We start from the raw sequence: 13,237 nt of genomic DNA on the forward strand, positions 1-13,237 counted from the left end.
TCAACAATTCATACCCCATGGGGCAATTGTTGTTATCATATTACAGAGAGTCTTTCATGAAACAACTGCTTGTTTCTCTAGGTGTTTCCGTTTTCTGCTATATAGCTTATTTCATATTTGGGATTTGCTTCAATTTACTGATAAGAGGATAGGAAAGAAAGTTAATGAGGCGGCTCCATCGTTATTTCGGTGTGCCGCCTTTTTCCGGGTCGCATTTATTATTCTAGCTCATTTTTCCTCTTTTTCCACAGCTGATAGCTATTGAAAATATTTTGCCACATATTATATATACAATATTATATAAACCTGATTATCAAAAAGAAAGCCCACATATTACTAACAGTGGGTAACAAAACAGTAACAAAAAAAACGAAGAAAATCGCTTAGTGGTGGACTTCGTGTACAAAGGTAACAAAAGCCCTCTAACCATAAAAATAAAACTGGCGAAAAGAAGAATACTATTTTTTCTTTTCGCCAGCATATATAATTTGCTGTCTAAATAAGTTTAGTTCGTTTTGGATATACAGACAAAGAAACGTACTAAACCTTTGAACTTAAAAATATAACAAACATGTTATGTTACATACTTTTTTGAATATTTAAACAATGTAGTTAAGTACTATCAAGCATATTTCAGGCATTTTTTATACATTTGCACCAATGACAAGTAAATGATGACTGAATTTAATTCATATATGAGCAATATAGACATAGATTTTTTTAAAGAATTGTGTCTAAAACATGGAGAGTTACGACATTATAAAAAGAATGAGTTTATTCTCCATGAAGATGATGCATGTTCTTTCTTCGGGTTTATCTTGTCAGGTGTAGTCAAATACAGTTGTACCAACCGGACAGAAAACAAGCCGTATAATGTCGGTTTTTCCTTTCCAAATGAATTTATAGGCGATTACCCCACTTGCTTATATGGCATGAAATCAGAATTGAATATACAGGCAATAATCCCGTGCGAGATTTACATCTGTTCTTCTGCATTCTTACAGCAAAAATTCGAGGAGAACAAAGAAAGCCAACGGATAGCCCGTATCGCAGCCGAACAGATGTTTTTCCAATCATATTCACGTTATTTGGATTTATTCAGATTCACACCGGAAGAGCGTTACCTCCAACTTTTAAAAAAATGCCCTGCAATCCTTCAAATGGTACCACTAAAAGAAATAGCATCCTACCTTAAAATTACACCCGTACACATGAGCCGAATCAGACGCAAGCAAAGTCTTGACAACAAAAAATAAACATAGGTTTAGAAATTTACATTCAGAACAATATTCCAAGAGTATCTTAATCTGCCAAAGGATTCTTCTTTTTATCTTTGTCTTATCTTTGGTTGGTCCAACGAAGAAACAAAATAAAGATTGAATGAGTTAAACAAAAAATAAAAAAGAGAATATGAAAACAAAAGAAATTCTTGGAATACTTATGCTATTCCTCTGTACATTCTGTTTTATAAACTGCGATGATGATAATGAACAGACAAATGAATTAACCCCCGAAGCACTTTATCAGACTTCATGGCGTGGAACAGGGCATTGTGAGGCTTGGACAGTACAAAATATGGGGGTCGGTATGCAATTTGTAGATACTCAGAAAGGGAAAGTAAATTGGGAAGGTTACGATGAAATTGATATTACTTATACAATAGAAGGGAAATATATCACATTTAATAGCAATGCTTTATATTTGGGTGGAGCCCCTTGGATTATCAAAAGCTATACCCAAAAACATATAACCATTATACAGAATGAAATTAGTCCAGATAAAGAGAAAGTAGCTACGATTGAATTAGAGAAAATAGATTAAACTGAATCATGGAACATTAAGTTGCATAAATGTATGCTATAACAGAACAAAGAGAACCGTGAGATTCGCAAATTGAACAAAGAAAGAATGAAAGAACATATAAATACCTTGTAAACAAAGGGGAAAATGCAGATTCATCTAATATTCCTTTATGTGCTATTATCGAGCTGGTCTATGGGCTGAAATACAAGGAAAAGAGATTCACCTTGTTCTCTTACATAGGATTGGTTATTGGGATAGGATGACAATTTATATGCTACTGCTAATAAGGTCAATGTAAATCAAAGTAATATGAAACTGAAGTATATATTGAATGCTATACTATTTGTTTTGGCATTATCTTTTTTGTCTATGTGTATATTTAAGACTACAGAGTTAAGTTTAAAATGTATGCAATTTGCTGTATCTATCTCTTGTATAGGAGCAATGTTTTCTACAAAAAGCAATAGATACATATTTGCATCTATTGCTTTAATCATTATAGGAATATCTTTTTTACTTTAGATGTCCATAATAACGATAATGATTTGATTGTTGCTAATGTCTTTATAATAGTATCTGTCAAGCATATTTACTTTAGCAAACGCCTCCCCCGCAGGTGCAGTTCCTATTCACTATTAAATCATTGCCTAATCATCATCCAAACAATCCAGCGGATTGGGGATTTTTGCTTTTCAAATTAGACTATCCACAAATATAGAAAAAGTGCAGTACACCACGAAGATGTACTGCATTTTTCTCCACATATTGTGCGGGCTTTAACATTTACAGTTTGTATCCTTTGTTTTCCCGGTTTATGGCTTGCCCAGTCGGTTGGCTTCCTTTTTCAACCGCTCGGCTTGTTCATTGAGCAATCTTGCACGCTCCAACGCTTCCGCCTGCTTCCTGCTGCGGTATTCAAACCTCGTCACCGAATCAGTCAAATTTTGGATGAAAGCGTTATCCCGTTCTCTACTGAAATTCGTTTCCAGCAAATCAAGGCAGTCCCCGTCCGCTTCCCCTTTCATCAGAATGTAGCGGTATTTCATATCGTTGTCCTGCAACTGCTGCATCCGTCCAGCCAAACGGATATTTAGGAACAAGGAAACGAAACAGATAACCAGCCCTGCCAAAAAAACAAACAATTTCGGGCGTAACAAACCGCTTATCCTCCGGGGCAACGATGTAGGTTCGGTTTCCGCTTTTTCGGTTGTGCGTTCCTTACGGTAAGAATCCAACACATCCAGCATTTCTTTCAGACAACGGTAGGTAGCCGTTACAAATTTTCTCACTTCTCCTATGGATTGCTGCTGCTCCTGTTCCGCATTCCTTATGTCGGTAAGTTGGCTTTGGATAGCCTGCAACTTCTCCAAAGGAACAGCCGGGTTACTGTGCAGTCTCGACAATACCTGCTCAATTGCTCCAAACCGTTCGAGAGTTTCCTCCCGGCTGGCTGGCGTTACCTGCGCTTCCAGCTTCTCTTTCAGTTCTGTTACCATAGAGAGAAGCCCCTCTAAAATCAAGTTGTCTTCCATGTTTTTACAATTTAAGTCGTTTTTTCTTTTTCTTCTTCTTTCTCAAATTCAAGTTCGGCTCTTCATCCACCGGGGACGGTGATGCAAAAAACAGACCGATCGAACCGCTTATAAACGGACTTTCTGCGTTACTCTGTGTGGGTATTTGTTCCCGGATGGGTGCGAAAGCTGTTTGCCGTTGGCTTTCGGCAACATTCATGCCTACATCCCCGAAACATTTATCCAGTTTGGAGAAACTGAAACTGCGGTCTATCTCCGAACCCTTGAACGTGTATTCTCCTTTGGAAAAGGATATGCCCTGTATTTCATCGGTCTGTCCCTTTCGTTTGAACTGGATAGTGATACCCTTTTCCGCCAATCGGTGCTGCAACTGCTTCCAGTTACGGGATTTGCCTATTTCGTTTTTCACAGCCGTGTATATCTCGTATTTCGACTTGTCTGGCTCTTTCAAACGATGCTGCTTCACCTGCTCTTTCCCCTTAGCGAAATAAAGCCCGTGTTTGGCTTTCAGCTTTTTGCATACCTGTTCGTTACGGTACATATCGTTCCTGTCCGAAATGGTCTTGCCATTGTTGTCTATACGGTTGAACACAATATGTACATGTGGATGCTCCCGGTCTTGATGGCGCACGATGATATACTGCGTATCGGTGATTTTCATTTCACGCATATACTCCTGCGCAAGCTGTACCATTTTCTCATCCGTCAGTTTGGGTGCGTCCACCGCCGAATAGCTTAACGCAATGTGTCCGACAGGTTTCTTTAAGTCGGGATTCATCCCGGTCTGCATACAGAAGCTGCGGATTATATCGCTCCGGCTCTCGGTAAGAACTCCGTCCGCATGAAGCAAAACCGCCTGCTCCTTGCCAAGTACATAGTTCACACAGCCTTTAAAACCGCTTCCTTTTTTTATTTTTCCAATCATCCGACAAATGATTTATGATTTCAACAATCCTATTTTTGAGCTTCACCAGTTCCACTGCCACCAATGCGAAACCTCCGGTATTTGCCCGATGTGCCAACTGGTTAATGTTGTTGGCTTCCCCTACCAGTTTGCGGATAGCATCTGCATCCTGCCTGCTCAGCCGGGGTATGACCTCTGCCGAAATAACTGCTTGCCGAACATATTCACTGATGCGCAACCCGGCTTCCCCGGCTCGCTTCCTGATAGCGTAATACTGCAACTCAGTCAGCTTCGTACTGACTACCTTTTTCTGCTTTTCCGTCCGTTTCTTTGCCGGACGACCGCCCGGCTTGTCCTGTATCTTTTTCATGCCTTTTTACTTTTAAATGATGTCTTAGAAATTGCGACCAACGGGAGCGGTTTCCTTTGCGGTGAGCAAAGCAAGGTGGTTTCGGTCTACCGAAACATAACCTTGCTCTCCCTATGAAACCGCCAGCCGCTGGCAATCCTGCCGGATTAAATGCCCCTGCCCTTCTTTTGTCTTGGGGCGGCACGTTGTTCGGTTTTCTGCTTCCTGCCGCACAAGTAATCGTTCAAGTCCGAATACCCTCTGTAATTGTGCGAGAAGTCACGCACACGGTAGGAGTATTCCAATTCGATAGCCCGTGTCGCCTTATACCCTGTCTCATCATTGTCAAGCATACAGTGGATACGTTCATACGGGTATAGCACGTCAATGGCTTTTGGCACGTTGACAGTCGAGTTAAGAATAACATAGTCCTGCCTGTCAAGGTCGGGCATGGTCGGACAGTTCTTCATCCGGAGCGTGAGGAAAGAAAGATAATCCATAAAGCCCTCAAATACCAAACATTTCTCTCTCGGCTCTCCCTGCTGCCGTATATGGGTAATGTCTTTCGGGGCGATACACCCTTTGAAAAAGGAATTGCGAACCTCGTAACCTCCTGCCATATTCGGGAAACCGATAGCAAAGAACGGTCTGCCGTTATTGGTAAAATGAAGTTCCTTACATTCTCTTTTTGCCAGTTCGATATTGATACCCCGCCCCTCCAAGTAACGGAGCAATGCCGGATGGGTCAAGTCACGGACTTCCAAATGTTGGAAACTCGGCTCTGTCCTATGCTGGGGAAAAGAAAAACTGACCGGATGAACGTTTGGTGTCTGCTCTTCTATCCTCTTTAAAAGGTAGGGAAGACTGTCGGAAAAATAAAGTTCCTTTGCCAGAGCGATGATGTTGCCGCCTTTTCCTGCGCGTAGGCTCGGTACAAGACGCCTTGCCGCCTTTCGGCAGTAGGTTTCCTCATACCTGCCCCCAAACCGTACTTGCATGTCTCCACGCATACGGCTCTCCATTGATAACATGACTTTATCCTGCATGGCTCTGTATTTTTGCATTACAACTTGTGCATACGACCAAAGTCTTTCGATGTTTTGCGAGCATCAGTTTTTCCCATTCCGTATCTCCTTTCAGATGATTCAGATTTCTTGCATGATGCATTACAACAGGACCGACTTTCCCACACAACTCACACACCTCGGATTTTAACCTTTCAACCAGCGTTGGTTGTGGTACTGTGATTATATATGGGATATTGTCCACATCTGCGAAAGACGATGGCAGTTTGCGTTTGAAACCTTCATTGTAGAATACTCTGTAACGTAGTTTACCTTTTGCATCGTGATACGGAACAATGATGTCATTTCCTTTTTTGTATTTGTCAATGACCTTACTGATTGAACTGTTTGTTTTTGCTGCAATGGTATGATACATACTGTATTCCATAATGTAGCCAAATTTAGAAGCTGCATACGAGACGTTATTGGCTATACTGTAATAGTTGTAGAATCCTCTGATTTCAGAGTTGTACCGTGCTACTATGTCTTCTATTTTCTTTTTCATCAGTTTGCCCCTCAATTTAGGAAACCACGTTTGAACCCCGTTTTCCATCTTATATTTAATGGCTTCATAGTGTTCCAATCTGTTTTTTACAGTTTCTGTGGCTACCTTGAGGACAACTGTACCATTGAAACTTCGGACTGGTACATTAAACTTGTTACGTTTGGTTACGTCAGTTTTACGGACTAAGACTTCATATCCGAGAAATTTTGCAGGCTTTTGAGCGTTTGTTATCAAAGTCTTTTCTTGCGACATTTCCAAATGCAGACATTCTTGCATATATTGAGTTATGTCAGACTTGATTTTGATACAGTCCGCCTTGCTACCAATAACACCGATTAAAAAATCATCGGCGTATCTCGTGTATTTCAGTCTTTTATAGGTGTCGTCCATATAATCCCTACATGTAACCTTTAGCCGTTCACGTCTAAGTTTCTCATATTTGTCTTTAAGTTGTTTCGCACTTTCGGCATCTTTCGCACTTTCAATCTCAGCTTTCAGTTTGTATATCTGTTCGCTGAGTCTTGAATACTCCTTTGTTAGATGTCTTTCTTTTCCCTTGTTGAAATTACGGGTATATTCTTCCATGTACTTATCGAAACAGTCAAGATAGATATTTGCCAATATAGGACTTATTATACCTCCTTGCGGTGTTCCCGAAAAGGTGTTATGGTATTCCCAATTTTCAATGTAACCAGCATTCAAGAACTTACGGATGAGTCTGAGAAATCTTTCGTCAGAGATTCTTTTCCTCAGAATTCCTATCAATACATTGTGGTCGATGTTGTCGAAGAATCCTTTGATGTCTCCCTCTATGAACCACTTTGTACTTTTGAATGTTTTTTGTATGCGGGTTAAGGCGGTATGGCAGCTTCTGTTAGGTCTAAATCCATGTGAAGAATCTTCAAACACTTCTTCATAAATAGCTTCGAGAATTGTCCGTACTACCTCCTGCACAAGCTTATCCTCAAAGGAGGGTATGCCAAGCGGTCTTTTCTTGCCGTTTTTCTTGGGTATATACTTTCTCCTTGCCGGATCCGGTTTGTAAGATTCATCCTTTAGGGATGCGATGATGCGGCTTATTCTTTGAGTGCTCATTTGGTCTATTGTTTTACCGTCAGAGCCGGGTGTCATATTTCCCGGCTTTGCATAGATGCGTTGGTAAGCCATATAGAACATTTCCACGTTGTACAAAATGCGATACAATCTTTCGAACTTGTAATCCGAAACTTTGCCATGCTTGTTTAAAGCTTTTAATACTTGCTCTGGACTTCTCATAATGTCTCACACATTTTCCGTTGTTTGTATTAAGTTATCTAACTGCTTCCCTTCGCCATGTACAAGGCTTTCCCTTGCTCGGACTACTACGGAAGCTCCGTTCCCATGTCAGATATTCAGAGCCTATGCTCATAGCTTTTCAGCATTCTGATTTAGGGAATCCCCATTTGCTTTCACAATAACTATTTGGCGTGACTGACTGTCGGATGCGACTTACGTTCTGTATCCGCTTATTGCGGTTGCTCAGAAGCCAGTTCTTGCCCTGTTGTAATTTCGGTTTACATAGGGTGCTTCTGCCCGACATTTCAATTACCTTACGTCGGGGCTGGTACAGGTGCCGCAGAACTATCGTTCAACCAATCAGGCTTCATCCTTGTGTCTGTCTTTTCCTCTTGCCATACAGTCGCAGCGTGGTAATTGGCTGACTAATGACTTTACTGACATGCTTCTGTCACCTTTGGGTTTCCCCTCCAGCTAAGTCGTTGAGGATAGGCCTATTTGAACTCTAACCTAATCTCTTGCCAAAGAGATATTTATTGTGTAGCCTATATGGGCGCATCAAAGTCATACCAAAGATTGCGGTCTGTATTCACCTTAAAGGACGCTTCGTGTTCCTCCCTTAACGGTGATTTGTACCATAAGCCGTTACCCTGCCGCTTGACGGGCGAATAACCTAAACTGTGCAGATAGTCTGCAATGGATATTTGTTTCACATCTTCGATGTTCATAATATTTTCTTTTTGGGGATTAAAAAAATAGTTGAAAAGTGCGCCAGTCCTGTTTAGTCCGTCATATATATACCCGTACCATACTAAACCTGCCTGCTGTCGATACCGGGAAACAGACAGTCCGTTCCGCTTATATATACACCCGGACTAAACCAAACCGACTTTTAATAATGAAAATCGGGATTGTAGCGATAGCCCTTACCCTCTTTCACAATCATGCGCTTGTTCACAAGGAACTTGTTAAGCGACACAAGGACATTGCGTCCACGCTCATAACCTATACTTGCGTAACCTTGTTTCAATGCCGCTATCACATTGGAATAGCCTTGTACAACCTGCTTGCCGAAACCGCTCTCCAATGCTTCCCGGTGCTGCTGTTCCGTCAGCTCTGTAAGCGGAAAGTTCCTGTCTTGTTTGGGTTGCTGGAATACATAACCGTCCATGACTTCGGGCAAAGCGTTGTCATTGATGCGAAATGCGAACGGGTCAAACTCACGGTCACGTATATGCATCGCCTTTACTTCGCTTATATTGCCGTCCTGCGTGCTTTTCGTGATTTGCAGGACGGTTTCAGCTTTGTTGTTCAGCTCTGTACCAATATGTCCTCTTGTGTTATCATCCCCCTTGTTCAAATGCAGTACGGTGTGGATATGCAGGTTATATCCACTTGACCAGCGCATCAAAAGGTTGATTAGGTCGGTCGATTCGCTCGGACTGTTGATGTCGTACATCAAATCACGGATTCCGTCAATAATGAGCAACCCCACATCGGGCATATTCTCCAACATATAGCCAATTATCTGCTTACGCTTGTCGGGGGTATGTTCTCTTAACACAATGAAAACAAAATCGTCCACATCCTTATCGGTCGGCAGTCCGGCAAGGCGCAAAATACGTTCCATGACCTTATGGCAATGGTACTTGCTCTGCTCGGTATCAACATAGAGAATTTTGCGCTTGTTCGGTGGCAGATATGCCGAATACTTCAGAACCTCGTCATTCTTCAATGCAGCCGCAACAATGGCGGAAATGTTGAATGTCTTTTTGCTCTTGGCTTTGCCTGTGGATGCGCTGAAATTGCCCAATGTGCCGATAGTAGAACCGTTAACCCAAAGAATTTCGGGCGGTACTTCATAAGTGTCCGTCACCTTTAGACAAATGGTTTTCCAAAGGGCTGCAAAATCTTCTTTCGTCATGGCTGTGCCTTGTCCGATTTCCTCTTTCTTCTTGTTTTCCATAGCCATTATTTCTTTAGAGGACGGTTAAGGATATACTTCTGCGCTTCCTGCTCTATCTGCGCCTGCGTCTTCACCGGGTTCTGGCGCAACCATGCTTCCAGTTCAGCTTTTTCAAAATAAAGCATTTTGCCCTGCGGCTTATAATGGGGTATCAAGTTACCCGAAGTCAGCTTGTACAGGTAACTTTTAGAAAGGTTCAAGAACCTGCTCGCTTCATCGAAGCTAAGCACATTCTTCGAAAGGAACACTAAATTTTCGAGTTCTGCAACTCGCTTCTCAATACTTGTTTCCATATAACAAAAGTATTTGCGTTAGACAATATGGAGTGCATGCCCTCCGGTTTCTTGTAATCGATTACGGGGGCAAAAGTATTGAGGAATAGCTTGATAGCGGATTAAGCTATGTTTGAGGTATTAACCTATTCTTAAAGTTTTTTCAGTTGTTTGATATAATTGCTGATGGTTACATAATCTTTTTCATGCTCCACCCCTTTTACATAATTGGCGGCTGTGGCTAAATCACCTTGATTCAGATATTTATCTTTCTTTATATTCTTCGTAACAAACAACTTATTCCTTGCTATGACAGATTGCCAATTAGGTGTTATCAAACCACGATTGCTTAACTCCGAAAAAAGAAAAGCGACTAGCCTGTTGTTATTAGACCTAAATATAACTTTAGGCTTACAAGAAAGTATTGCTTTCAAATCTTCAAAAGTCATAAGAGCATTGAAAATTTCCACTTCATTGATACAATCCACCAACAATGCTATTTGTCTGTCGTTTAAAATAGACTTGAACGGATTTTCTGTTTCAGCAACATGAGGAATAATTTTAGGCTCTTGGCATTTATCTTGAATTGGTTGCAGTTCTTCCTGTTCTTGTTGGAGTTGCATTTCCGCTTGTACCTTACTTTCTTTCTTCTTTCGCAAGTATTCTGAATATCGTTCCAACACAACAGCTTTGACTACCACTGAAAAATAAGGCAGTTCCTCATCATAAACCGTATTATCTTGTTCATACCGGGAATAATCAAATGAAAGTGGATTAAACGACATATATTTTCTTTTCTCATCAGATTTCAAGGATTCATAAAAACCACTTTCCCAAAAGAAATCAGACACAGAATAAAAGTATTGAATGTCATTCAACACAGAATAACGAATATATAACTGCACCAGTTCATCAGCGGTGCGAACGTATTCCTGCTGTTCCAGCTTATCTGCCTGCTCTTCGTCAAAATATAAAGACTTAGAAGCAATGCCATCTATCATAACTTGGCTGGCATGATTGATGCAACGGTTAAATATGCCTTGTATATGGTCGAATTTTATTTTCAGTTCTCTTTCTGTCATAATATCCTATATTTCAGTTAGTAGGAACAAAGATATATTTTTCCGACTAAACAAAGGCAAAAAAAGAAAGAAAGTACGGTTATATCACAATCCCCATACTTTCTTTTTAAATCAATCTGTCAAATTCGGTATCAAGCTTATAGCTTCTTCTTTTTTCTTATCGACAATCTTCGCATAAATTTGAGTTGTGGCAATATTTTTATGTCCCAACAATTTACTTACCGTGTACAAATCAGCCCCTAATGTAAGCATCATAGTAGCATGTGTATGCCGGGCAACGTGAAACGAGATATGCTTAATAACCCCTGCGTCTTTCGCCCATTTTTGAAGTATTTTATTTATAGTTCCCTCATGCGTCAAAGGAAAAATCAAACCATCGCCTTTTGCTTCATTTTGCTGCGGCAACCACTTTAACGCTTCATCGGATATAGGCAGATAAAGCGGTTCTTTTGTTTTCTGCATCTTTATTTCAATTCTAATTCTTTCACCGCTTTTCTGCAAATCGCTCCACTTCAATTTTCTTATATCGCTTACACGCAACCCACACAAACAACTGAAAAGAAAAGCTTGTTTCATTATCTCATACTTGCACTCTGTCCCGATAAGCCGCTTCAACTCCTCTATTGTCAAATACTCCCTGCGGCTGACTTCCGATTTTACCTTACTGGCAAAATCAAACTCTTTCGTTGGATTAACCGTAATAATCCCCTCTTTATAGGCTCTATTTATAGCGGTACGCAGCACTCCATAATAAGCAATAACGGAATTATTACTTAATACGCCTCCAGCTTTTAACAAACCAAACTTACTTGCTTTCTTCGCTTGTTTCAAGAAATCCACAAAGCTATTTAAGAAGTCCTTATCTATATCACGAAAAGCGATATAATCCCCTCTGAACAACTTTAGTTCACGGATGGCATTACCAATAGTCTTTTCGTAATTCAAACTGCCACGTTCTTTAGATTGGCTTCTCATGTTCATTAAATAATCAATCACATTCGCCTTTGACTTGTTAGTGTTCTGAAAGCCGTGTGCATCATTTTGCAACTCTACTATCCGTTTGCTTTGAATGGCTTTTGCAAGAGCCAACGTAGCTTCGTTCTTCGCCTTATCCTCTCTTGTCTTTTCGGGTATAAGGTATAACTTCAAAAATTCATACTGTCGTTTACCGCCAACATAATTTTCTTTTCTAATAATATCACCTGTATAGTAATCCAAATAAATAGACTGGTTACCATTAGCAAGCTGCTTGAATCTAATCCTTACGGGTTCTTTCAATTTAACTTCTTGTTTTTTCTTCGCCATAATTATGTTCTTATTTTGTTACCGATGCAAATATAACTATTTGTTTTGTTACTCCAACGAATACGAGTAACAAAATAGTAACAAAATAAACGCATTTATTAGATTAAACAAGAAAACAAGGGAAATAAAGGAAATTACACTAAATAAATATAAAACACTCAATATCAATATCTTATATTTAATATTTCATCTCATTTTTTCTTTTCTTCCATAACTGATAACTATTGATGATGTTTTGCCACAGGACATAGCTTCCCGGGCCAACAGAAGACAAGGGGTTCAAATAGGTGTAAGACATCCAGATCGCTAACACGGTATTTTTTTGTCCCAAGGCTTGTCCGGCGCTAATACGGTCATTGTATTTCGTGCCGATGCGCTTTCCCCAATAAAACTGTGCGATACAGGTTATCAAGCCGCCTAAAGCGATCAGGATTTCTACATAAATCTCCGCCTCGCTATTAACCAAGGATTTCACGGTCTGCCCGGTCACGATAGCTAGAGCGACGGCCCAGAGGTAAAAGGCCATGTCTCGAAGCCCCGCAAGGAAGCGATGGATAGGTGGTATGAATCTACGCAAGAACAAAGCGAGGAAAAACGGGAATAACAGCAATGGGAAGACTTTTCCCAAGATCTTCAAGAATGCGGCGAAGAAAGTAATCTCGGCATGCGGTTCCACTAATGGGAAGACCAGCGGCACGACAATCGCTGCCAATAGATTCGATAATAAGGTATAAGTAGTCAGACTAGAGGCGCTTCCCCCTAATTTACCCGTAATCACGGCGGCCGCCGTAGCGGTTGGGCAAATCAGGCAGACCATCGCTCCCTCGAACACATCCCGGTATTCCTCTCTCATTGGCAGCCAGAGCAATAAGGCGGCAAGCACCAAACTGGAAACCGCTTGGATAAGCAATAGCCAACCATGCCAAGGGCTGGGCATCAATTCCCGGACAGAGATCTTACAGAAGGTCAGGAGCAGCTGGGCAAAAATCAAAAAGGGCGTCAGATACGCTATTAAAGTGTACATGAACGGCTTTGTAGGCTCCAGAAAAGTAACATTGGCGAAAACAAAATACCCTATCGCACCCGCTAACATGGAGATAGGGAGTGTCCATGTCTTGAAGAATTTCAACATAACGCCTATTCTTTTAATTCGGGATGCAAAATAACATCTTTCCACCGA

11 protein-coding genes and 2 pseudogenes are annotated in these 13,237 nt (G+C 40.8%); 2 read left to right on the forward strand and 11 right to left on the reverse strand.

Features of this window, described 5'->3' with window-relative positions; translation table 11 throughout:
• Positions 1-674 precede the first annotated feature (674 nt).
• Both CI959_RS01620 and CI959_RS01625 read left to right on the forward strand, forming a co-directional pair.
• Positions 675-1,256 (forward strand): Crp/Fnr family transcriptional regulator, encoded by a 582-nt coding sequence (locus CI959_RS01620; protein WP_057317612.1) that lies wholly within the window; start codon positions 675-677, stop codon positions 1,254-1,256.
• A gap of 154 nt (positions 1,257-1,410) precedes the next feature.
• Positions 1,411-1,821 (forward strand): hypothetical protein, encoded by a 411-nt coding sequence (locus CI959_RS01625; RefSeq protein ID WP_007656455.1) that lies wholly within the window; start codon positions 1,411-1,413, stop codon positions 1,819-1,821.
• Between the two features lie 794 nt (positions 1,822-2,615).
• Here the strand turns inward: CI959_RS01625 and CI959_RS01640 are convergent.
• The 11 genes and pseudogenes from CI959_RS01640 to CI959_RS01695 all read right to left on the reverse strand — a co-directional run bounded on the left by CI959_RS01640 (position 2,616) and on the right by CI959_RS01695 (position 13,189).
• A complete protein-coding gene (locus CI959_RS01640; RefSeq protein WP_057317583.1) occupies positions 2,616-3,335 on the reverse strand; it encodes a hypothetical protein in 720 nt (239 codons plus the stop codon).
• A gap of 4 nt (positions 3,336-3,339) precedes the next feature.
• Complete coding sequence (locus tag CI959_RS01645; RefSeq protein ID WP_057317582.1) at positions 3,340-4,260, reverse strand: relaxase/mobilization nuclease domain-containing protein; 921 nt, start codon at positions 4,258-4,260, stop codon at positions 3,340-3,342.
• On the reverse strand, positions 4,226-4,609 hold the full coding sequence (locus tag CI959_RS01650) for a MobC family plasmid mobilization relaxosome protein (protein ID WP_057317581.1): 384 nt from the start codon (positions 4,607-4,609) through the stop codon (positions 4,226-4,228). The genes CI959_RS01645 and CI959_RS01650 overlap by 35 nt, the downstream gene beginning before the upstream one ends.
• 146 nt (positions 4,610-4,755) lie before the next feature.
• Positions 4,756-5,508 (reverse strand): annotated as a pseudogene (locus CI959_RS01655) (toprim domain-containing protein); the annotation flags it as partial.
• Between the two features lie 115 nt (positions 5,509-5,623).
• Positions 5,624-7,432, reverse strand: a complete 1,809-nt coding sequence (locus CI959_RS01660) for a reverse transcriptase/maturase family protein (protein WP_057317747.1) — start codon at positions 7,430-7,432, stop codon at positions 5,624-5,626.
• A gap of 560 nt (positions 7,433-7,992) precedes the next feature.
• Positions 7,993-8,160 (reverse strand): annotated as a pseudogene (locus CI959_RS01670) (DNA primase); the annotation flags it as partial.
• Positions 8,161-8,324: 164 nt separating this feature from the next.
• A complete protein-coding gene (locus CI959_RS01675; RefSeq protein WP_057317640.1) occupies positions 8,325-9,398 on the reverse strand; it encodes an AAA family ATPase in 1,074 nt (357 codons plus the stop codon).
• Positions 9,399-9,403: 5 nt separating this feature from the next.
• Positions 9,404-9,691, reverse strand: coding sequence for a helix-turn-helix domain-containing protein (locus CI959_RS01680; protein ID WP_057317633.1), 288 nt, complete (start codon positions 9,689-9,691; stop codon positions 9,404-9,406).
• A 131-nt stretch (positions 9,692-9,822) separates the two neighbouring features.
• Complete coding sequence (locus tag CI959_RS01685; protein ID WP_057317632.1) at positions 9,823-10,752, reverse strand: hypothetical protein; 930 nt, start codon at positions 10,750-10,752, stop codon at positions 9,823-9,825.
• A gap of 111 nt (positions 10,753-10,863) precedes the next feature.
• Positions 10,864-12,057 carry a site-specific integrase gene (locus CI959_RS01690; RefSeq protein ID WP_057259046.1) on the reverse strand — a complete coding sequence of 398 codons (1,194 nt, stop codon included), beginning with the start codon at positions 12,055-12,057 and terminating at the stop codon, positions 10,864-10,866.
• A gap of 178 nt (positions 12,058-12,235) precedes the next feature.
• Entirely contained in the window at positions 12,236-13,189 is a 954-nt protein-coding gene (locus CI959_RS01695; protein WP_057317631.1) for a transporter, read from the reverse strand.
• Positions 13,190-13,237 lie beyond the last annotated feature (48 nt).

Source organism: Parabacteroides sp. AT13, assembly GCF_002272965.1.
Lineage (GTDB): Bacteria > Bacteroidota > Bacteroidia > Bacteroidales > Tannerellaceae > Parabacteroides > Parabacteroides distasonis.

What these genes read in the sequence shown, in the direction of transcription:
- CI959_RS01620 (WP_057317612.1), top strand. Translation starts at nt 675, where the DNA reads ATGACTGAATTTAATTCATATATGAGCAATATAGACATAGATTTTTTT.
- CI959_RS01625 (WP_007656455.1), top strand. Translation starts at nt 1,411, where the DNA reads ATGAAAACAAAAGAAATTCTTGGAATACTTATGCTATTCCTCTGTACA.
- CI959_RS01640 (WP_057317583.1), bottom strand. Translation starts at nt 3,335, where the DNA reads ATGGAAGACAACTTGATTTTAGAGGGGCTTCTCTCTATGGTAACAGAA.
- CI959_RS01645 (WP_057317582.1), bottom strand. Translation starts at nt 4,260, where the DNA reads ATGATTGGAAAAATAAAAAAAGGAAGCGGTTTTAAAGGCTGTGTGAAC.
- CI959_RS01650 (WP_057317581.1), bottom strand. Translation starts at nt 4,609, where the DNA reads ATGAAAAAGATACAGGACAAGCCGGGCGGTCGTCCGGCAAAGAAACGG.
- CI959_RS01660 (WP_057317747.1), bottom strand. Translation starts at nt 7,432, where the DNA reads ATGAGAAGTCCAGAGCAAGTATTAAAAGCTTTAAACAAGCATGGCAAA.
- CI959_RS01675 (WP_057317640.1), bottom strand. Translation starts at nt 9,398, where the DNA reads ATGGAAAACAAGAAGAAAGAGGAAATCGGACAAGGCACAGCCATGACG.
- CI959_RS01680 (WP_057317633.1), bottom strand. Translation starts at nt 9,691, where the DNA reads ATGGAAACAAGTATTGAGAAGCGAGTTGCAGAACTCGAAAATTTAGTG.
- CI959_RS01685 (WP_057317632.1), bottom strand. Translation starts at nt 10,752, where the DNA reads ATGACAGAAAGAGAACTGAAAATAAAATTCGACCATATACAAGGCATA.
- CI959_RS01690 (WP_057259046.1), bottom strand. Translation starts at nt 12,057, where the DNA reads ATGGCGAAGAAAAAACAAGAAGTTAAATTGAAAGAACCCGTAAGGATT.
- CI959_RS01695 (WP_057317631.1), bottom strand. Translation starts at nt 13,189, where the DNA reads ATGTTGAAATTCTTCAAGACATGGACACTCCCTATCTCCATGTTAGCG.